This window comes from Bosea beijingensis, assembly GCF_030758975.1.
GTDB lineage: Bacteria > Pseudomonadota > Alphaproteobacteria > Rhizobiales > Beijerinckiaceae > Allobosea > Allobosea beijingensis.
In genome coordinates this window covers 2552087-2570289 of the sequence record NZ_CP132359.1, presented here as the reverse complement: position 1 = coordinate 2570289, position 18203 = coordinate 2552087, and the positions used below count along the sequence as shown (strand labels likewise).

The window sequence follows — 18203 nt, the reverse complement described above, 5'->3', positions numbered from 1 at the left end:
GCGGGGTTCCTGCAAGTGGGTGGCATCGACCACGTCGTCTTCTGACGAAATCGTCAGAAGACGAAAAACGTGATCGATTCTAAAATCTTAGAGCATTGTTTCAGCAAAAAAACCGGTACCCACTTTTTTGCACAATGCTCTTGCGTCAGAGGACAAGCGCGAAGGCGGCGGGAACATGATGCGGCCGGCGCCAGGGCGCCAGGAATACCGCATCGGCCCTCAAATAGTGGCTGCCGGCCCAGGGATTGCGCGAAAGCCAGTGCCGCACGCGCCGCTCGACCAGGCGCTGCTTTTCCGCGGTGATCGCGATCATGGCATCGTCGAGCCGGCCGCGCGCCTTGACCTCGACGAAGGCGATGGTGCGGCCGCGCTTCATCACGAGATCGATCTCGCCGCCCTTGCCGCCGAAGCGCCGATCGAGCAGGCGATAGCCCTTCGCCGTCAGCCAGAGAATAGCGAGCCATTCGGCGCGGCGCCCGGTCAGGCCGGAGCGGCGTGCCCTATGGCTGCGCCCGTCCGGATCGGCGCCTGCCTTGCTCACGGGTCGTCGCGCGTGAGTTCGAGCGCGCGGGCATAGACCTTGCGACGCGGCTGGCCGGTCTCGGCCGCGACCTGCGCCACCGCCTCTTTCAGCGAGACCTTGGCCATGGCCGCCCGCAAGCGCTCGTCGATCGCCTCGTCGGAGGTGACGAGATCGGCGGCGCCGGGTGGACCGATGATCACGACGATTTCGCCGCGCGCCTCTTCCTCGCTCTCGTAATGGGCGGCGAGTTCCGGAAGCGTGCCGCGCCTCACCGTCTCGTAGAACTTGGTGAGCTCGCGCGCGACGGCGCCCGGTCGCGCACCGAGCACGGCGGCGGCGTCCGCCAGCATCTCGGCGAGGCGGCGCGGCGATTCGAAGAAGACCAGCGTGCCGGGGATGGCAGCGAGTTCGGTCAGGCGGGTGCGGCGCCCGCCCGATTTCGGCGGCAGAAAGCCCTCGAAGAAGAAGCGGTCGGTCGGCAGGCCGGCCAGCACCAAAGCCGCCAGCACGGCGGACGGGCCGGGAATGCCGGTCACGGGCAAGCCTTCCGCCACCAGCTCGGCCACGAGCTTGTAGCCGGGGTCGGAAACGAGCGGCGTGCCGGCATCCGAGATCAAAGCGAGCTTGCCGCCCTCGCGCAGCTTCGCCAGCACTTTGGGGCGCATCTGCGCGGCGTTGTGCTCGTGATAGGGCAGGAGCGGCGTCGATATGCCGTAATGCGCCAGCAGTGTCTTCGACGTCCGGGTGTCCTCGGCCAGGATCGCATCGGCGGCGGCGAGCGTCGCCAGCGCCCGGAACGAGATGTCGCGCAGGTTGCCGATCGGGGTCGCGACGATGTGAAGGCCCGGCGCCAGCGGCTCGGCCTCGGCTTTCAGGCCGAAGGCGGTGTAGCTGGAAGAGCGGGCGGGAGGATTGGTCGACATCCAGTTACGCTGCCACAGCCGCCCTGCCCGCGCCATGGCAAGGCGCGCCCGCGCCTGTGCAACCCATAGTTAACAACTTGAAAATAGGCTTCCACACTGGCACGAGAGGTCCGGGGGCATATCGGTTCCACAGGACCCATCGCCGGGTAGCGTCTCGCCGGCCCGGTCACGACTGGAGATCGCCCGTGTTTGTTCATCGGCACCTCACACCGATCCTGCGGTTCAAGGCACGGGCCTTCGCCATCATGCTGCCGCTAGCGCTCGCGGCTTGCGGTGGCGGCACCTCCGGCATGCCGGGATTCGATTCGGGCGCGCCGGCCGCCGGCGGCGCCGCGCCGACCGGGCAGACCATCGGCACCGGCAAGGTCAAGGTCGGCCTCATTCTGCCGCTCACGGCCGAGGGCCAGGGCGCCGTCGTCGGCAATTCCCTGAAGAACGCCGCCGAGATGGCGCTGGCCGAATTCCCCAACGCCGACCTGACCCTGCTGGTCAAGGACGATCGCGGCACGCCGGACGGCGCCCGCGCCGCCGCGCAGGAGGCCCTGTCCGAGGGAGCCGAACTGATCGTCGGCCCGCTCTTCGCGCCTTCGGTCCAGGCGGCGGGCCAGGTCGCGCGCGGCGCCAACAAGCCGGTCATAGCCTTCTCCAGCGATTCCAACGTCGCCTCGCGCGGCGTCTACCTGCTCTCGTTCCCGCCCGAGAACGACGTCAACCGGGTGATCGGCTATGCCGCCCAGCAGGGCCGCAAATCCTTCGCCGCACTCGTGCCGGATACCGCCTATGGCAGGGTGGTCGAAGCCGCCTTCCAGCAGGCCGTCGCCAATCGCGGGGTGCGCGTCGCCGCGATCGAGCGCTTCAGCTCCGATCCGGCCGCGATGAAATCCGCGATCCAGCGCCTGATGCCCTCGCTCGCCCAAGCCGATGCGCTGTTCGTGCCGGCCGCGGCCGACACGATGCCGACGCTCGGCCAGCTCCTGCAGGAGGCCGGCTACAACCCGGCCAAGGTGAAGCCGCTCGGCACCGGCGTCTGGAACGATGCGGGGATCGCGCGCGTGGCGGGCATCCAGGGCGGCTGGTTCGCCTCGCCCGATACGGCCGGGTTCAATGCTTTCGCCGGGCGCTACCAGCAGCGCTTCAACAGCGCACCGACCCGCACCGCGACGCTGGCCTATGACGCCATCTCGCTGGCGGCGGCGCTGGCCCGTACGCAAGGCTCGCAGCGCTTCTCCGAGGCTGTTCTGACCAACAACTCGGGCTTCGCCGGGGCGGATGGCGTCTTCCGCTTCCGCCCGGACGGGCAGGTCGAGCGCGGCCTCGCCGTGCTGGAGCTGCGCAACGGCCAGATCGTCACGATCAACGCCGCGCCGCGCGATCTCGGGCCGAGGTCGCAGTAAGGAAATACAATCCTCTCCGTCATTCCGGGCGACCGAAGGGAGACCCGGAATCCATCATGGAGCGCAGTGCCTTTCGATGGATTCCGGATCGGCGCCGCTTACGCGGCTTGTCCGGAATGACGGCGCGTTTGGAGGGCGGCGTTTCGTCAGCTCAGCGGGGCGTATTTCACCACGCAGCCATAGGCCTTGGTGCTGGCTTCCGAGACCGGCTTGCCGGCCTTGAGTTCGGCAACGGCCTGGCGGACATAGCTCTTGGCGCCCTCAAGGCTCGATGCAGCCGAAGTCGGCTTGTCGTCGATCGCGCCCATATAGGCGAGCGTGCCCTTGGGATCGATGATGTACATGTGCGGCGTCGTCTGGGCGCCATAGGCCCGCGCCATCACACTCTTGGGATCGAGCAGGATGCCGGCCGGCGCGGCATTGCGCTGGACCGTCAATTCCTTCGCCCTGGCGGCATCGACATGCCCCTGTTCGCCCTGCGGCGAGGAGATCACCGAGAGCCAGACGACGCCTTCCTTGGCCATGTCCTTCTGCAGGTTCTGCATGGTCGCGCTGTTATAGTGCTTCCGGACATAGGGGCAGTCATGGTTGGTCCATTCGAGGATCACCGTCTTGCCGGCGAATTCCTGGAGATTGCGAGTTTTGCCCTCGACATCGACCGCCTGGAAGGCGGGGGCGGGCGCGCCAACCTTGGCCGCGCCTTGCGCGAAGGCGGCCGCCGGGAAGGCGAGGCCCGCGAGGGTGAGGCCGGCGATGAAAGTCTGTCTGGTCAGGCTTTGCATGTCTGTCTCCCTTGGTTGATGTCGAAAACCTATGGCAGTGCCGCCGTCTTAGCGTTGCGCCCGGCCGCACGCTCGGCCGCGGCGATCAGCTCGTCCACGGTCAGGAGCTGCGGCAGGATCTCGGCCTGCGCCTCCTTGCGGGCGGGGTAGAACAGATAGAGCGGCACGCCGGCCCGGCCCTGCTCGGCCAGCGCCTTCGCGATGCGGCTGTCGCGATTGGTCCAGTCGGCCTTGAGATAGACGACGCCGAGCCTGGCGAAAGCGTCCTTCACCTCCTGCCGGGACAGCGCGACGCGCTCGTTCGCGATGCAGGTGATGCACCAGGCGGCGGTGAAGTTGACGAAGACCGGCTTGCCCTGCGCCTGCAGGGTCGCGACGCGCTCGGGCGACCAGGCCTCGATATCGCCGGCCCGCGCCTCGGTCGCTGCGCCGGGAATGGCGTTCTGCACGGTGAACCAGCCGGCGCCGAGCACGACCAGCGCCGCAAGAACCGAGCCGAAGGCGCGGCGCAAGAAAGAGCCGCGCGTGACGCCGACGAGCCAGACGGCGAACCCCGCCGCCAGCACTGCGACCAAAGCTGCCAGCACGCCCTGCGGGCCGCTCTGCACCGAGGCGACCCAGATCAGCCAGATCGCGGTCGCGAACATCGGGAAGGCGAAAGCCTGCTTCAGCACCAGCATCCAGCGGCCGGGCTTCGGCAGCAGGCGCAGCAGGCCGGGCGCGAAGGAGAGCGCGACCACCGGCAGGGCGAAGCCGAGCGCCAGCGCCATGAAGACCGACAGCGCCACCGCCGGCGGTTGCGTCACCGCATAGCCCATCGCCGCGCCCATGAACGGCGCCGTGCAGGGCGTCGCGACGACGACCGCGAGCACGCCGGTCATGAAGGCGCCGAGGCGTCCGCCGCGGCTGGCGAGACCGTCGCCGAGGCCGGTAACCGAGGTGCCGATCTCGAAGGCGCCAAGCAGGTTGAGGCCGATCAGGACCATCACCACCGCAAACGCGATGACGAGCGGCGGGGACTGGAGCTGGAAACCCCAGCCAACGCTGCTGCCGAGCGCGCCCAATGCGATCACCGCGCCGGCCAGCACCATGAAGGTGACGAGCACGCCGCCCATGAAGAGCAGGCCCTGCTCGCGAACCTCGGAGCGGCTGCGATGGGCGAGTTGCGCGAAGCCGAGCGCCTTGATGAACAGAACCGGCAGGACGCAGGGCATCAGATTGAGGATCAGACCGCCCGCTAGGGCAAAGGCCAGCGCCGCCCAGAGCGTCAGATCGGCGCCCTCGACGGGCATCGGAATCCGCACGACCGCAGGGCGGGTTTCCGACTCCGTGGCTCCTCCGGCCGCCATCAAGGCAGAATCGGCATCGGCAAGCAGCGTGATGGCCGTCGGCAAGCCATTTTCAGTGAAGGTGAGGACGCCGGAAACCTCCGGCTTCGCCAGCTTGAAGGCACTGGAACGGATCAGCGTCAGGGCGGGCTTGTCGCCGGCCGCGAAGGGCTGCTCGGCGGCATGCTCGATCAGCGTATCGGAAACAGGAAAGAAGCGCAGATCGGCGGCACCTGCCGGCAAGCCCGGCAGGTCGAGGACGAGCTTGCCGGCATCGTCGCGGAGCTTGCCGCGGAAGGCGGCCGGTTGCGGCAGCGATGCGATAGCCGCGTCGATGCGCGCTTCGGCAACTTCATCGGCAGTGCTTGCTGCCGCGATGGGCAGGTCGAGCGAGAAGGAGCCTTCCTCGGGAATGCAGATTTTCTCGCAGACCAGCCAGGTCGCCTCCGCCTTCAATGCGAAAGTCTCGCCGGGCTTGGCATCCGCCGGCACGGTGATCTCGAGCGGCAGCAGCAACGTGCCCTCGAAACCGAAATTGACGAGCGGCTCGACCCGGATCGCCTTGGGCGCCGGCCACTGGATCTCGCCCGCGCTCGCGCCGACCGGCAGATCCCACTTGATCTGGGTCGGCTCGCCGGAATCGCCGGGATTCAGCCAGTAGGTATGCCATTGCGGCGCAAGCTTCTGGACGAGCGCCACCTTGAAGCGTTCACCGGGCGCGACCGCATCGCGGCTCGACAGCAGGGTCGCGTTGACGCGCGGCGAGGTAACGGCAGCGGATTCCGCGGCAAGAGCAAGGCCGGGCGCAAACAGTCCCAGCGCCAAAGCCGCCCCACGTAGGAAACGCTTGCCGAAATAAAGCCGCATGGCCCCGCCGCAATCCCTGATCATCCCGACCCCATGCCTCAGTCCGCCCTCATCTGCCAATGACAAGGCAGTGAGGCGGGGTCAGGGGCATTCTGGGTGATCCGTGATCGGGAGGCAGCGTGCCATGTTGTCGCCGCTCCTGATGCAGGCGGCGCGATGGGTCAGATCGCGGCGCCGTCCGTGACGATGTCGGCGCCAAGCCCCTGGCGAACCGCGCGCACGATCTCGGCCTCCGCCGCCGCGCCGCGCTTGCGCGGGCGGCTCGCGTCGATGCGATGCTCGGCGATGATCTGGCCGGGTGCTCCCGACAGCACGACGACGCGGTCGGCGAGATAGGCGGCCTCGTCGATATCGTGGGTGACGAAGAGCACGGTCTTAGCCGTCCGCTGCCAGACGCGGATCAGCTCGTCCTGCAGGTTCTCGCGGGTGAGTGCGTCCAGCGCCGAAAAGGGCTCGTCCATCAGCAGGATTTCCGGCTCGACGGCGAGCGCCCTCGCAAGAGAGACGCGCTGACGCTGGCCGCCCGAGAGCTGATGCGGCCAGCGTTGGGCCAGCGGCGCGAGCCCGACGAGATCGAGCATCGCTCCTGCCTTGGCGAGGCGCTCGGCGCGGGGCGCGAGGCCTTCGAGCCCGAAGCCGACATTCGAGACCACCTTGCGCCAGGGCAGCAGGCGCGAATCCTGAAAGACCAGTGCGACCGGACGGCGCGCCTTGTCCTTGGCGTTGATGACGACCTCGCCGCCGCTCGGCCTGGCGAGGCCTGCGATGACGCGCAGCAAGGTCGACTTGCCGACGCCGGAGGGGCCGACGATGGCGAGGAATTCGCCGCGCCCGACATTGAGGTCGAGCTTGCGCAGGACCTCCGTTTGCTCGCCGTCGCGGGTGAAGGTCAGCGACAGGCCCTTGATGTCGATCACGCTTTCCAACGCAGCACCCATTTCTGGAAGGCGACGAAGCCGGTGTCGAGCAGGCCGTAGAGCGCCGCCATCGTCAGCATGTAGACCACGACGATATCGGTCGCGAGCAGGCTCGAGGCCTGCATCATGCGCTGGCCGACACCGGCGACGCCGAAGATTTCGGCCGCGACCACCGCCATCCAGGCCTGGCCGAGCGCGGTACGGATACCGACGAGGATGCCCGGCAAGGCCGCCGGCAGCAGGATCTTGAACAGGCGAGCCCAAGGCGAGCGGAAGCCGAAGGCATCGGCGACCTCGATGAGATCGCGGTCGACGCCGCGGATCGCGCCCTGCGCCGCGAAGAAGACGATCCAGAACACGCCGATGGCGATGATGAAGACCGCCGCGCCCGGCGTGACGCCGAACCAGATGATGGCGAAGGGCACCCAGGCGAGGCCGGGAATCGGGCGTAATACCCGGACGACCCAGGCGGTCGCCTCCTCGGCGATGCGAGACATACCGACAGCCACGCCGAATGCGATGCCGAGACCGGCGCCGACGAACAATCCGACGAAGTAGTGCCAGAGCGAACCGAGTATGGCCGAGAGCCAGGCGCCCGAGGTCAGCTCCCGCATGAAGGCCTTCGGCAGGGCGCTCGGCCCCGGCAGGAAAGCCGGATTCACCAATCCGAAGAAAGGCATCGCCTCCCAGAGCAGGAGGAAGGCGACGAGGCCCAGCAGGGCGAGGGCCGGGGCCCGGAGTCTAGCCACGATCTCAGCCGCCCGCCTTGACCGCGCGCTCGTAGTACTGGGTCTCGAACAGCCCGTCGAAGGGCAGTTCCTTCTCCAGCGAACCGAGTTTGACCTGGTAGGCCTGCATGGCGCGGGCGGGCTCGATGATCTTGCGCGGATCGATCTCGAACTGGCTCGCCGGCGAGACCAGCGCCTTCTGGATCAGTTCGGGGTCGACGATGCCCTTGCCGAGCGCGGCGCCGACATGGGGAGCGGCTTTCTTCGGGTCGGCCTTGATCATCGCCGCAGCCTTGACCAGGCCGGAGACGAGGTTCTGCACGGCCTGCGGATTCTTGGTGACGAAGGCGCCGGAGACGGCGACGACCGTGCCGGGCTGGCCCGGGAAGACCTCCTCGCCGCCGGCGACGAGCTTGATCTGCGGGTTGCGGGTCTGGAGGATCGTCAGCGCCGGCTCGCGCACGGAGCCGCCATCGACCGCGCCGGCCAGGATCGCCTGCTGGGTCGCGTCGATACCCATCGGCACGATCTCGACATCGGCCTTGTCGACCTTCGCGACCTCCCAGAGCCAGTATTGCAGCGTCGTGTTGGGCACCGAGCCCGCCGGCTGGGTGGCGAGGCGCGCGGCCTTGCCGTTGGCGGCGCGGAAGGCCTTGAAGGCGGCGGCTGCATTCGTGCCGGCCGTGAAGAACTTGGTGAGCGAGGGCGCGCTGACCACGACGTTCTCGCCGATCGCGGTCGAGGCGACGACGCGGATATCGATGCCGCGCGAGCGGGCGACGGCGAGCGGCGCGACGCCCGCGACATAGACGTCGATCGTGCCCGAGGCGAGCGCCTGGATCATGTTCGGGCCGGATTCGAAGACGGTCACGGCAACGTCGACACCGCCCTGCTTCAGCCAGCCCTCGCCATTGGCGACGAAGAACGGCGCCGTGCCGACGATCGGGATATAGCCGACGCGCGCCGCGACGCTCTGGGCGCGCGCCGGACCGGCGAAGGGCATGGCCGCCGCGAGGCTCGACCCGGCAATGAGGAACTGGCGGCGATCCATCGTTCAAATCCTTCTCGAAAGCAGGCCCGAAAGAGCCCCCATTGACAGATTGAGAAAAGGATTTTCTATCTGGATGCAATAGATTGGCTCGAAAAAGATATTCCATCTCTTTCCTGCAAAACCTGCGAAACGAATTTCTCCAGATAGCGAGCTTGAGAGAATGGACGCCATCGACCGCAAGATCCTGACCGTGCTGCAGGCGGACGCGAATATCTCGATCGCAGAGCTCGCCGATCGCGTCGGGCTCTCGCAGACCCCGTGCTGGAAGCGCATCCAGAAGCTGGAGCAGGCCGGCGTGATCCTGAAGCGGGTCGCACTGGTGGCGCCGGAGAAAATCGGGCTCGGCCTCACCGTCTTCGTCCAGATCGAGACGGCCGACCATTCCGGCCCCTGGCTCGACAAATTCGCCCAGATGGTCGCGGCGATGCCGGAGGTGATGGAGTTCTACCGGATGGCAGGCGATGTCGACTACATGCTGCGCGTCGTCGTCGCCGACATGGCCGCCTATGACGGCTTCTACAAGAAGCTGATCGAGACGATCCCGCTCAAGAACGTGACCTCGCGCTTCGCGATGGAGCGGATCAAGGCGACGACGGCCTATAAGGTGCCGGACCTGCCCCGCACCTGAGGAGCGGACGACGACGCGCGGCGCATGACAGCGCGGCGTGGCTGGTGCTACGTAACGGGCAGTTCGCCAATCGCGCTGCCCGAGGAGCCGTCTTGTCCGCTTCCCGCTCCGTCCTGCTGATCATCGGTGGCGGCATCGCCGCCTACAAGATGCTGGAGGTCATCCGGCGATTGAAGGATCGCGGCATCGCCTCGCGCTGCATCGTGACCAAGGCGGGCGAGCAGTTCGTCACGCCGCTCACCGTGTCCTCATTGGCCGGCGAGCGCTGCTTCACCGACATGTTCTCGCTGACGGACGAGGCCGATATCGGCCATATCCAGCTCTCGCGCTCGACCGATCTCGTCGTGGTCGCGCCCGCCACCGCCGACCTGATCGCCAAGATGGCGAACGGGCTCGCCGACGACCTCGCCTCGACGGCGCTGCTCGCGACCGACAAGCGCGTGCTGATCGCGCCGGCGATGAACCCGCGCATGTGGCAGCACCCGGCGACGCGCCGGAACATGGCACAGCTCGAAAAGGACGGCATTCTGGTCGTCGGCCCCAATGTCGGGGCGATGGCCGAACGCGGCGAGAGCGGGCCGGGCCGCATGGCCGAGCCACCGGAAATCATCGCCGCGATCGAGCTCGCGCTTGCCGGCGAGAAGCCCAATGCCCAGCGGGCCATCGGCTTCCTCGGCCGGCTGCCGGGCGGGGAGCATGCGACCGGCTCGCTCGCCGGGCAGCATGTGCTGATCACCTCGGGACCGACGCATGAGCCGATCGACCCCGTGCGCTACATCGCCAACCGCTCCTCCGGGAAGCAGGGCCATGCCATCGCCGCCGCAGCAGCGGCAGCCGGCGCGCGAGTCACGCTGGTGAGCGGGCCGGTCAGTCTCCCCGATCCGGCCGGTGTCGAGACCATCCATGTCGAATCGGCCCGCGAGATGCTCGCCGCCGTCGAGACTGCGCTACCGGCCGATATCGCGATCTTCGCCGCCGCCGTCGCCGACTGGCGCGTGGCTGACGCGGCCTCCGACAAGCTGAAGAAGGACGGCAAGGCCCTGCCGCCGCTTTCGCTGGTCGAGAACCCCGACATCCTCGCAACGATCGCGCATCGCAAGAACGGGCGCCCGCCACTGGTCGTCGGTTTCGCGGCCGAGACGCAGAACGTGATCGACTATGCCCGCGCCAAGCTCGCCCGGAAGGGCTGCGACCTGATCGTCGCGAACGATGTCGGCGGCACGGGCGTGATGGGCGGCGACGCCAATACCGTGCATCTGGTCACGGCCACGGGCGTCGAGACCTGGCCGACCCTGCCGAAGGGCGAGGTCGCGGCGCGGCTCGTCGCCCATATCGCCGGGCTGGCGTCGGTCCGGCAGGCGGATTGAGAGATGGCCAACGTCCTACTGCTACGCCTCCCGCATGGCGCCGACCTGCCCTTGCCGGCCTATGAGACGGAAGGCGCGGCGGGGCTCGACCTGCGCGCCGCCATCGCCGAGCCGATCATGCTCGCGCCCGGCGCGCGTGCGCTTGTGCCCACCGGCCTCATGATGCAATTGCCGGAGGGCTTCGAAGGGCAGGTGAGGCCGCGCTCGGGGCTGGCACTGCGCCACGGCGTCACCGTCCTCAACGCGCCCGGCACGGTCGACAGCGACTATCGCGGCGAGGTCTCGGTCGTGCTGATCAATCACGGCAACGAGCCTTTCACGGTCACGCGGGGCGACCGCATCGCACAGCTCGTCATCGCGCCGGTAACCCATGCCCGGCTTTCGGAGGTCGGGACGCTGAGCGAAACCGCGCGTGGTGCCGGCGGCTACGGCTCGACCGGCGTCAGCGGCGGCGGGACACGCGTGGGAGGCGGCGCATGATCCTGCTCTCGCGCCGCAGCCTGCTCGCCATCGCCGCCGTGGTCGATATCGCCCTGCATGCAAGGCCGCAGCCGGTCGCCGCCAAGCTACTCGCCGCGCGCCATGCGCTGCCACCGCGCCATCTCGAAACCCTGCTGCAGACGCTGGTGCGCGTCGGCATCCTCAAGGGCGTGCGCGGGCCGCGCGGCGGCTACGAACTCGCGCGCGAGCGGCGCAAGATCACCGCCGGCGACATCGCCCGCGCCGCGATGCAGGAAGTGATCGAGGATGGGCTCGGGCCGGAGCCGCAATCGCGCCTGGTCGACGAGGTCATCGGGCCGGAAGTGGAGCAGGCCTCGGCCGCGTTCCTCGCCGCGCTCGATACGGTCACCGTCGAGGAATTGTGCCGCAGGGCGCAGGCCAAGGCCGTCTTCAATGAGCCAGGCTCGAAACCTGATTTTACGATTTAGATATGTGATTTATTTATTTAATCGACAAATTCTGTGAATTTATCTAGCCTCGCGACTGAACGGTCTCTCGTCCAGAGGAGTCATGTCATGGCCGAAGCACAGAAGACGACGAAGGCGCCCGGACGCGGACGCATCTACAACTCGATCACCGACACGATCGGCGATACGCCGCTGGTCAAGCTCAACCGCCTGCCGGCCGAGCGCGGCGTCAAGGCGACGATCCTGGCCAAGCTCGAGTTCTTCAACCCGATATCGAGCGTGAAGGACCGTATCGGCGTCAACATGATCGACGCGCTGGAGGCTTCCGGTGCGCTCAAGCCCGGCGGCACGCTGATCGAGCCGACCTCGGGCAATACCGGCATCGCGCTCGCCTTCGTCGCAGCCGCGCGCGGCTATCGCCTGATCCTGGTCATGCCCGAGACGATGTCGCTGGAGCGGCGCAAGATGCTCGCCCTGCTTGGCGCCGAGCTCGTGCTGACGCCCGGCCCCGGCGGCATGCGCGGCGCGGTCGCCAAGGCCGAGGAGCTCAAGGCCGAGATTCCGGGCTCGATCATCCCGCAGCAGTTCGAGAACCCGCACAACCCCGAGATCCACCGCAAGACCACGGCGGAGGAGATCTGGAACGACACCAATGGCGCGGTCGATATCGTCATCTCCGGCGTCGGCACCGGCGGCACCATCACCGGCGTCGGCCAGGTGCTGAAGGCGCGCAAGGCGAGCGTGAAGATGGTCGCGGTCGAGCCGGAGGATTCGCCGGTTCTGTCCGGAGGCCAGGCCGGCCCGCACAAGATCCAGGGCATCGGCGCCGGCTTCGTGCCGGGCATCCTCGATCGCGGAATCATCGACGAGGTCGTCACCGTCGGCAACCAGACGGCCTTCGAGACGGCGCGTGCGCTCGCCAAGAGCGAGGGCATCCCGGCCGGCATCTCGTCGGGCGCAGCGGTCGCGGCAGCGCTCGAGGTCGGCGCCAAGCCGGAAAATGCCGGCAAGACCATCGTGGTGATCATCCCCTCCTTCGCCGAGCGCTACATCTCCAGCGCGCTGTTCGAGGGTCTGTGACAGCTACGGCCATCCAGATCGTCCGGCTGGCGGAAAGCCTGCCGGACGACTTCGAGGCCTTGCGCCAGGAAGCAAGCGCGGAAAGCTACCGCTTCGTCGAGGGACTGCGCGAGGAATGGCTCGCCGGCCGTTATGACGGCGCGGACGAGCGCTTCGTCACCTTCGCCGCCTATCATGAGGGCGAACTCGCCGGGATCGGCGCGCTGACGCCCGATCCTTACGACCCGGCGCCGGATCTGTTGCGCGTCCGGCATGTCTATGTCCGGCCGCTGCATCGCGGCGCCGGTATCGGGCGCGTTCTGGCCGCCGCGCTGATCCAACAGGGTCTGGATCTGGCGCCACGATTGTCATTACGCGCAGCCGACCCGCGCGCGAGCGCCTTCTGGGAGTCGATCGGCTTCACGCCCGACACGGGCGGAACGCGCCGCTCGCATCTGCTGACGCGTTAAAGCGCGTCTCAGCGCACCAGAACCAGCCGGTTGTTCCAGGGGTCGGTGACCGTCGGCGCGCCGTCGCTCTCGCTGCCGCCGGCCGCCAGGATGCGCTGGCGCATCGCTGCGAAATCGGCCTCGTCGTGCGCAACCAGCTCGAAGCGATCGAGCCCCGCTTCGCCCGGCCGGCGCGGGCCGGCACCGCGGCTGCCCCAGATATTGCCGGCGATGTGATGATGGTAGCCGCCGCTTGAGAGGAAGCTCGCGCCGGGATAATGCACCATCAGGTCGAAGCCGAGCAGGTCGCGATAGAAAGCTTCCGCCGCCAGGGTGTCGCCGACGCGCAGATGGATATGGCCCATCCCCGTGCCTTCCGGCATACCGGCATAGGCGGCCTCGTCGGCCTCGCTCAACAGCTTGTCGAGATCGAGCCGCTCGGTCGCCATGGCGATGCTGCCATCGGGCTTGCGCGGCCATTCATCCCGCTTGCGATCACGATAGATCTCGATGCCGTTGCCTTCGGGATCGGAGAGATAGAGCGCCTCGCTGACGAGATGGTCGGAAGCGCCTTCGAGCGGAATGCGCGTGACCGCGGCATGCCGCAGCCAGTTCGCGAGATCGCGCCTGGACGGCAGCAGGATGGCGAGATGGAACAGGCCGGTGGTGGAGGTCGGCCGCGTCGCGCCAGCTTCCAGGCGAACGAGCACGTGCCCGCCGATACCGAGATCGGCGCTCGTCGCATCCTGCCGGATCAGGCGAAGGCCGATCGCGTCACGATAATAGGCCGTCAGGGCGGGAAGATCATGCGCCCGCAGCGTCACAGCGCCGATGAAGACCGGCGCCTTGTGGGCTTCGAGGGTGACGGCGGATGCCGTCCGTTCGATCGTTGCGACCATGGGAAATCCTTTCGCGGCGGCCATGCCGGCCGCATCCCTAAAATGGCGCTTCCCCCCGGTCTTGTCGCCCACCCGGCCGGCAAGGCTGCGATTGCAGGCTTGCAATGACGCGCGCTCAGCCGGGGCGGGCACGGTCGATGGCGAATTGGTGGAACCAGCGCTTCTCCCGCCCGCTCACCAGCGCGCCGATCAGGCGCGAGGCCATGAAGCTGAAGGTGATGCCGTTGCCGCCATAGCCATAGGCCGCGAGCAGGCGCGGATGGCCGGGCACGCGCCCGATCAAGGGCAAGCCGTCTTCGGTCTGGCCGAAGGCTCCGGACCAGGCATGGTCGAGATCGAGACCGGCATGCGGGACCAGCGCATGCAGGCGCTCTTGCAGCGCCTTCGTCTTTTCCGGACCGAGCGCCTCGCGCCGGCCGGGATCGTCGAAAGCCTCGTCCTCGCCTCCAAAGACGATGCAGCCATCCGCAGTCGTGCGGCAGTAGCAGTAATCTGCCGACGCCTCCCAGACGAGCGCGGGGCCGGGCCAGAGTGCCTGCGGCGCTTGCGGGACCGTCGCGATCGCCCAGCTCGACGCGACGCGGTGCAGGTCGTCGCTGACGATGTCCGGCATGACATAGCCGGTGGCGAGCACGATCCGATCGGCCTCTACGACCCGCCCACTGGCGAGTGTGACGGCCGCCGAACGGCCAGCGCCGTCGAAGCCGACCGCCTCGTCGCGGATCAGCCTCGCTCCACGCTGCACATATGTCGCGAGGAGGCCGTGGCAGAGGCTGAGCGGATCGGCCTCGGCCGAGCCCGGCGAGACGATAGCCGCCGCCCGGTCGAAGCCGAAAGCCTCGCGCAGGGCGGCATGCTCGACGAAGCTGCCGGGCAGGCCAGCGCGCTCGCGAAGCCGCATTTCGTCGAGCAGTTCGCGCGGACCGCTCTCGCCCGCCGCGAGATAGACGGTCTGCCGCGGCGCGAAGCCGCAGGATAGCGCGAGATCGCCGACCAGCCTGCGCAAGCCTTCGACGGCCTGGAAGCTCAGGCGATAGACCTCTGCCGCGGCGGCAAAGCCGTAGAGCGCCGCAAGTTCGGACAATCCGAGGTCGATCTCCCATTGCAGCATCGCGGTCGAGGCTGCCGTGCTGCCAAAACCCTCGCGCTCCCGGTCGATCAGGATGACGTCCAGGCCCATCGCCGTCAGGTGCTCGGCGACGAGGGCACCGGTGATGCCGCCGCCGACGATCGCGACGTCGCAGCGCGTATCCGCTTCAAGCGCCCGCCCCATGGGGCGCTGCAGAAGCGGACGCCACGGTCCCTTGCCGCTGCGCAGGTCCTCGTGGCGCGTGTCCTGCGGATCGAGCATCAATCCGCCCTTGCCGGGCCGACCCTGTCGGCCATGGCGGCGCCGCGCTGGCCGAGCGGCTTCGGCCGGCCGGTCGTGGTGTCGTGCGCCGTCTGGTGCTCCAGCTCGGCATTGAGCTCGGCCCCGGCCAGCACGATCGTCGCCGAGAGCCAGAGCCAGGTCATGAACACGACGACGGTCGCCAGCGAGCCATAGGCCGCCGTGTAATTGCCGAGCGTCGAGACATACCAGGAGAACAGGTAGGAGGCGGCCCCCCAGAACAGGGCCGCCGCGATGGCGCCGGGCATGACCCAGACGAAGCGCACGCGCTCGCGGCTGGGGCCGATCCAGTAGAGGATCGCGATCGAGAGTGTCGCCATGACGAAGAAGGACGGCCAGCGGACGAGGCGGATCAGGCGCTCAAGCTCGGAATGGAAGGGAAAGAGAGCGGTCACCACCGGCAGGCTGGCGATGGCGACCAGCGCTGCCGCGAGCAGGACGACGCCGCTGACCGTGGTGAAGAGCGAGATCGCGTTGAGCTTGAGGAAGCTGCGCTTCTCGCCCTCGCGATAGATGATGTTGAGTGCGTCGAAGAGCGCCTTCACCGCCGCATTGGCCGACCAGATCGCGACGCCGAGACTGATCCAGAAGGTCAGCGACAGGGTGAAGCCTGACTGGGTCGAGAGCCGCATCGCCTGCTCGTGGATGAGCTCGCGCGCCGCCTGCGGAAACATGGTCGTCACCGTGTCGAGCTGCTCGGCGATGGTCGCTGGATCGGTGAAATAGCGGTAGATCGTGACCAGCAGCGACAAAGCCGGCACCAGCGAGAGCAGCGTGAAGAAGGCGACCGCGCCGGCAAGCGAGGACAGGCGATTCTCGGCGACATTGCCGATGAAGCGCAGCAGCACGTCCTTCCAGCCGAGCCAGGTCATCTGCAGCGGCGTCTTCGCCAGCCGGCCGCGCACGGCCTCCGCCTGGCGCCGCCCGAGCTTGTCCGCCACCACTCCCGACAGATAGCCGAGCGCGACCCCGATCCCGGCCGCGCCCGTGATCCGTTTGAGGAAAGCCATCTCGGGTTTCGCGCTCCGCCTGCCGTTTCTGCCACAGCTTGCGAGCAACGGGCCGCATTCGCAATCGTTCCGGCCGGGAACCCACGCTAGGGCGGCTTAGCCGATTGTTAACCTTAATGCTTCGTTATGACGGGGCGCAGCCGAGCGGCAGGCGCTTCCCTGTCCCTCCGGATAAGCCCGATGACGAAGCTGTTCAGAACCGGCCTGACGGGCCTCGCGATCCTGCTGTCGGGCGCGGCCTATGCGGCCGACCCGCGCAAGGTCGCCTTGCCGCCGGCTCCGGAACTGCCGGCGCTCTATTCCTGGACCGGCTTCTATGCGGGTCTCCAGGGCGGCTATGCCTGGGGTGACAGCCGCGTGCGGATGGGTAGCGGCTTCGCACCCGTCAGCTTCCGCGTCGGCGCGGATTCGGCTTTCGGCGGCGCCCATGCCGGCTTCAACTATCAGCTCGGCGGCATCGTTCTCGGCGTCGAGGGCGATGTCGAAGCGCTGAACAGCCGCAGCCGCTTCGACGGGATCGGCCTCTCCGCCCGCGTCAGCCAGGACTGGCAGGGCTCGGCCCGCGCCCGCCTCGGCCTCGCCTTCGACCGCTGGATGGTCTACGGCACCGGCGGCGTCTCCTTCACGGAATACGAGCGGCGCGTCTTCGCGCCCGGTGCCGGCTTCGGCGAGCGGCTGACCAGCGCGCGGACCGGCTGGACGATCGGTACCGGCGTCAATTTCGCCTTTACCGACAACCTGATCCTCGGCGCCGAATATCGCTACACCGATTTCGGGCGGAACCGCTTCGCCAGCTCCGGCGCCTTCCCGGGCCTGACCGGCTCGCAGGACCTGACGAGCCACAGCGCCCGCGCCAGCGTCGCCTATAAATTCTGAGACTTCCTCAGAATCCCGTGCGCTGGCGGATGGCGGCGGCGAGCGTGCCGTCGTCGAGATAGTCGAGCTCGCCTCCGACAGGCACGCCATGGGCGAGCTTGGTCACCTTCACCGGCAGATGCGCGAGGAGATCGGTGATGAAATGCGCCGTGGTCTGGCCGTCGACCGTCGCGCTCAGCGCGAGGATGACCTCCTTCACCGCTGGGTCCGACGCGCGCGCCACCAGCGCGTCGAGCAAAAGGTGTTCAGGGCGCACGCCGTCGAGCGCCGAGAGAACGCCGCCCAGCACATGGTAGCGGCCGGAGACCGCGCCCGAACGCTCCAGCGCCCAGAGATCGGAGATGTCGGCGACGACGACGATCAGAGAATCGTCGCGGCGCGGATCAGTGCAGAGGCCACAGGGGTCGCTGGTATCAACATTGCCGCAGCGGGCGCAGACGACGATGCGTTCGCGCGCGACCGCCATCGCTTCCGAGAGCGGGCCGAGCAGTTGCTCGCGCTTCTTGACGAGATGCAGCGCCGCACGCCGGGCCGAGCGCGGCCCGAGCCCCGGCAACTTGGCCAGGAGCTGGATCAGCCTCTCGATCTCGGGACCGGCAATGGCGCGGGGCATGGCACTACCTTGTCATTCCGGGGCGGCCGCAGGCCGAACCCGGAAGCCACGACCGGGTGAGCGCGGCAGGATGCATTGTCACGATAGAACCGGCTAAGTCGTGGGTTCCGGGTTCTTCGCTTCGCGAAGCCCCGGAATGACAAGGGGCGGCTCCTCTCGCGATCAAAACAGCTTCATGCCCGGCGGGATCGGCAGGCCCTTGGTGATCTCGGCCATGCGCTCCTGCATGACGCGCTCGCCGCGGGTGCGGGCGTCGTTGGCGGCGGCGACGATCAGGTCCTCGAGGATCTCGCGCTCGTCCGGCACCATCAGGCTCGGATCGATCTTCACGCCCTTGAGCGCGCCCTTTGCCGTCATCGTCACCGTGACCATGCCGCCGCCGGCGCCGCCTTCGACCTCGATCGAGTCGAACTCGGCCTGCATGTCGGCCATCTTCTGCTGCATCTGCTGCGCCTGCTTCATCAGGCCCATCATGTCACGCACGGGAAATC

At 68.0% G+C, this 18203-nt stretch carries 20 protein-coding genes; 8 read left to right on the top strand and 12 right to left on the bottom strand.

Annotated features, from left to right (window positions below; all coding sequences use genetic code 11):
- Nucleotides 1-145: 145 nt before the first annotated feature.
- Nucleotides 146-541 carry a YraN family protein gene (locus tag Q9235_RS12380; RefSeq protein WP_306227670.1) on the bottom strand — a complete coding sequence of 132 codons (396 nt, stop codon included), beginning with the start codon at nucleotides 539-541 and terminating at the stop codon, nucleotides 146-148.
- Complete coding sequence (gene rsmI, locus Q9235_RS12375; protein ID WP_306227666.1) at nucleotides 538-1446, bottom strand: 16S rRNA (cytidine(1402)-2'-O)-methyltransferase; 909 nt, start codon at nucleotides 1444-1446, stop codon at nucleotides 538-540. The genes Q9235_RS12380 and rsmI overlap by 4 nt, the downstream gene beginning before the upstream one ends.
- Before the next feature lie 185 nt (nucleotides 1447-1631).
- Here rsmI and Q9235_RS12370 point away from each other — a divergent pair, with 185 nt between their 5' ends.
- Nucleotides 1632-2840 (top strand): penicillin-binding protein activator, encoded by a 1209-nt coding sequence (locus Q9235_RS12370; protein ID WP_306227663.1) that lies wholly within the window; start codon nucleotides 1632-1634, stop codon nucleotides 2838-2840.
- Nucleotides 2841-2986: 146 nt separating this feature from the next.
- On the opposite strand, the gene Q9235_RS12365 is transcribed toward Q9235_RS12370, so the two are convergent.
- From Q9235_RS12365 to Q9235_RS12345, 5 genes are all read right to left on the bottom strand, one after another.
- The gene (locus Q9235_RS12365; protein ID WP_306227661.1) at nucleotides 2987-3622 is read right to left on the bottom strand and encodes a thioredoxin family protein; all 636 of its coding nucleotides are present in this window, start codon (nucleotides 3620-3622) and stop codon (nucleotides 2987-2989) included.
- Nucleotides 3623-3651: 29 nt separating this feature from the next.
- The gene (locus tag Q9235_RS12360; protein WP_306227658.1) at nucleotides 3652-5817 is read right to left on the bottom strand and encodes a protein-disulfide reductase DsbD family protein; all 2166 of its coding nucleotides are present in this window, start codon (nucleotides 5815-5817) and stop codon (nucleotides 3652-3654) included.
- A gap of 161 nt (nucleotides 5818-5978) precedes the next feature.
- Nucleotides 5979-6755: an ABC transporter ATP-binding protein gene (locus Q9235_RS12355; protein WP_306227656.1), complete on the bottom strand. Its 777-nt coding sequence runs from the start codon at nucleotides 6753-6755 to the stop codon at nucleotides 5979-5981.
- On the bottom strand, nucleotides 6731-7414 hold the full coding sequence (locus Q9235_RS12350; protein WP_422678370.1) for an ABC transporter permease: 684 nt from the start codon (nucleotides 7412-7414) through the stop codon (nucleotides 6731-6733). The genes Q9235_RS12355 and Q9235_RS12350 overlap by 25 nt, the downstream gene beginning before the upstream one ends.
- 73 nt (nucleotides 7415-7487) lie before the next feature.
- On the bottom strand, nucleotides 7488-8513 hold the full coding sequence (locus Q9235_RS12345; protein ID WP_306227651.1) for an ABC transporter substrate-binding protein: 1026 nt from the start codon (nucleotides 8511-8513) through the stop codon (nucleotides 7488-7490).
- Between the two features lie 160 nt (nucleotides 8514-8673).
- On the opposite strand from Q9235_RS12345, the gene Q9235_RS12340 reads away from it, so the two are divergent.
- The 6 genes from Q9235_RS12340 (at nucleotide 8674) to Q9235_RS12315 (ending at nucleotide 12945) form a co-directional block, all read left to right on the top strand.
- Nucleotides 8674-9141, top strand: a complete 468-nt coding sequence (locus tag Q9235_RS12340; RefSeq protein ID WP_061970980.1) for an Lrp/AsnC family transcriptional regulator — start codon at nucleotides 8674-8676, stop codon at nucleotides 9139-9141.
- A 92-nt stretch (nucleotides 9142-9233) separates the two neighbouring features.
- Nucleotides 9234-10508 carry a phosphopantothenoylcysteine decarboxylase domain-containing protein gene (locus tag Q9235_RS12335; RefSeq protein WP_306227648.1) on the top strand — a complete coding sequence of 425 codons (1275 nt, stop codon included), beginning with the start codon at nucleotides 9234-9236 and terminating at the stop codon, nucleotides 10506-10508.
- 3 nt (nucleotides 10509-10511) lie between these two features.
- Nucleotides 10512-10988: a dUTP diphosphatase gene (dut, locus tag Q9235_RS12330; RefSeq protein ID WP_306227647.1), complete on the top strand. Its 477-nt coding sequence runs from the start codon at nucleotides 10512-10514 to the stop codon at nucleotides 10986-10988.
- Entirely contained in the window at nucleotides 10985-11437 is a 453-nt protein-coding gene (locus Q9235_RS12325) for an RrF2 family transcriptional regulator (protein ID WP_306227644.1), read from the top strand. Before dut ends, Q9235_RS12325 begins: the two co-directional genes overlap by 4 nt.
- Nucleotides 11438-11524: 87 nt before the next feature.
- Nucleotides 11525-12496: a cysteine synthase A gene (gene cysK, locus Q9235_RS12320; protein ID WP_306227642.1), complete on the top strand. Its 972-nt coding sequence runs from the start codon at nucleotides 11525-11527 to the stop codon at nucleotides 12494-12496.
- Nucleotides 12493-12945, top strand: coding sequence for a GNAT family N-acetyltransferase (locus Q9235_RS12315; RefSeq protein WP_306227639.1), 453 nt, complete (start codon nucleotides 12493-12495; stop codon nucleotides 12943-12945). Before cysK ends, Q9235_RS12315 begins: the two co-directional genes overlap by 4 nt.
- A gap of 8 nt (nucleotides 12946-12953) precedes the next feature.
- On the opposite strand, the gene Q9235_RS12310 is transcribed toward Q9235_RS12315, so the two are convergent.
- From Q9235_RS12310 to Q9235_RS12300, 3 genes are all read right to left on the bottom strand, one after another.
- Nucleotides 12954-13823 carry a VOC family protein gene (locus Q9235_RS12310; RefSeq protein WP_306227636.1) on the bottom strand — a complete coding sequence of 290 codons (870 nt, stop codon included), beginning with the start codon at nucleotides 13821-13823 and terminating at the stop codon, nucleotides 12954-12956.
- Nucleotides 13824-13938: 115 nt separating this feature from the next.
- Nucleotides 13939-15174 carry an NAD(P)/FAD-dependent oxidoreductase gene (locus Q9235_RS12305; protein WP_306227634.1) on the bottom strand — a complete coding sequence of 412 codons (1236 nt, stop codon included), beginning with the start codon at nucleotides 15172-15174 and terminating at the stop codon, nucleotides 13939-13941.
- Complete coding sequence (locus tag Q9235_RS12300) at nucleotides 15174-16223, bottom strand: YihY/virulence factor BrkB family protein (protein WP_306227631.1); 1050 nt, start codon at nucleotides 16221-16223, stop codon at nucleotides 15174-15176. Before Q9235_RS12300 ends, Q9235_RS12305 begins: the two co-directional genes overlap by 1 nt.
- 180 nt (nucleotides 16224-16403) lie before the next feature.
- Here Q9235_RS12300 and Q9235_RS12295 point away from each other — a divergent pair, with 180 nt between their 5' ends.
- Nucleotides 16404-17099 (top strand): outer membrane protein, encoded by a 696-nt coding sequence (locus tag Q9235_RS12295; RefSeq protein ID WP_306227630.1) that lies wholly within the window; start codon nucleotides 16404-16406, stop codon nucleotides 17097-17099.
- Nucleotides 17100-17106: 7 nt separating this feature from the next.
- Here Q9235_RS12295 and recR read toward each other — a convergent pair whose 3' ends face one another.
- Both recR and Q9235_RS12285 read right to left on the bottom strand, forming a co-directional pair.
- Nucleotides 17107-17712: a recombination mediator RecR gene (recR, locus tag Q9235_RS12290; RefSeq protein ID WP_306227629.1), complete on the bottom strand. Its 606-nt coding sequence runs from the start codon at nucleotides 17710-17712 to the stop codon at nucleotides 17107-17109.
- Between the two features lie 162 nt (nucleotides 17713-17874).
- A complete protein-coding gene (locus Q9235_RS12285) occupies nucleotides 17875-18195 on the bottom strand; it encodes a YbaB/EbfC family nucleoid-associated protein (protein ID WP_306227628.1) in 321 nt (106 codons plus the stop codon).
- Nucleotides 18196-18203: the final 8 nt, after the last annotated feature.

Coding starts and splice junctions, on each gene's coding strand:
- rsmI (WP_306227666.1), bottom strand. CDS start 1,446: ATGTCGACCAATCCTCCCGCCCGCTCTTCCAGCTACACCGCCTTCGGC.
- Q9235_RS12365 (WP_306227661.1), bottom strand. CDS start 3,622: ATGCAAAGCCTGACCAGACAGACTTTCATCGCCGGCCTCACCCTCGCG.
- Q9235_RS12360 (WP_306227658.1), bottom strand. CDS start 5,817: ATGCGGCTTTATTTCGGCAAGCGTTTCCTACGTGGGGCGGCTTTGGCG.
- Q9235_RS12355 (WP_306227656.1), bottom strand. CDS start 6,755: ATGGGTGCTGCGTTGGAAAGCGTGATCGACATCAAGGGCCTGTCGCTG.
- Q9235_RS12350 (WP_422678370.1), bottom strand. CDS start 7,414: ATGCCTTTCTTCGGATTGGTGAATCCGGCTTTCCTGCCGGGGCCGAGC.
- Q9235_RS12345 (WP_306227651.1), bottom strand. CDS start 8,513: ATGGATCGCCGCCAGTTCCTCATTGCCGGGTCGAGCCTCGCGGCGGCC.
- Q9235_RS12340 (WP_061970980.1), top strand. CDS start 8,674: ATGGACGCCATCGACCGCAAGATCCTGACCGTGCTGCAGGCGGACGCG.
- dut (WP_306227647.1), top strand. CDS start 10,512: ATGGCCAACGTCCTACTGCTACGCCTCCCGCATGGCGCCGACCTGCCC.
- Q9235_RS12325 (WP_306227644.1), top strand. CDS start 10,985: ATGATCCTGCTCTCGCGCCGCAGCCTGCTCGCCATCGCCGCCGTGGTC.
- cysK (WP_306227642.1), top strand. CDS start 11,525: ATGGCCGAAGCACAGAAGACGACGAAGGCGCCCGGACGCGGACGCATC.
- Q9235_RS12310 (WP_306227636.1), bottom strand. CDS start 13,823: ATGGTCGCAACGATCGAACGGACGGCATCCGCCGTCACCCTCGAAGCC.
- Q9235_RS12305 (WP_306227634.1), bottom strand. CDS start 15,174: ATGCTCGATCCGCAGGACACGCGCCACGAGGACCTGCGCAGCGGCAAG.
- Q9235_RS12300 (WP_306227631.1), bottom strand. CDS start 16,223: ATGGCTTTCCTCAAACGGATCACGGGCGCGGCCGGGATCGGGGTCGCG.
- Q9235_RS12295 (WP_306227630.1), top strand. CDS start 16,404: ATGACGAAGCTGTTCAGAACCGGCCTGACGGGCCTCGCGATCCTGCTG.
- recR (WP_306227629.1), bottom strand. CDS start 17,712: ATGCCCCGCGCCATTGCCGGTCCCGAGATCGAGAGGCTGATCCAGCTC.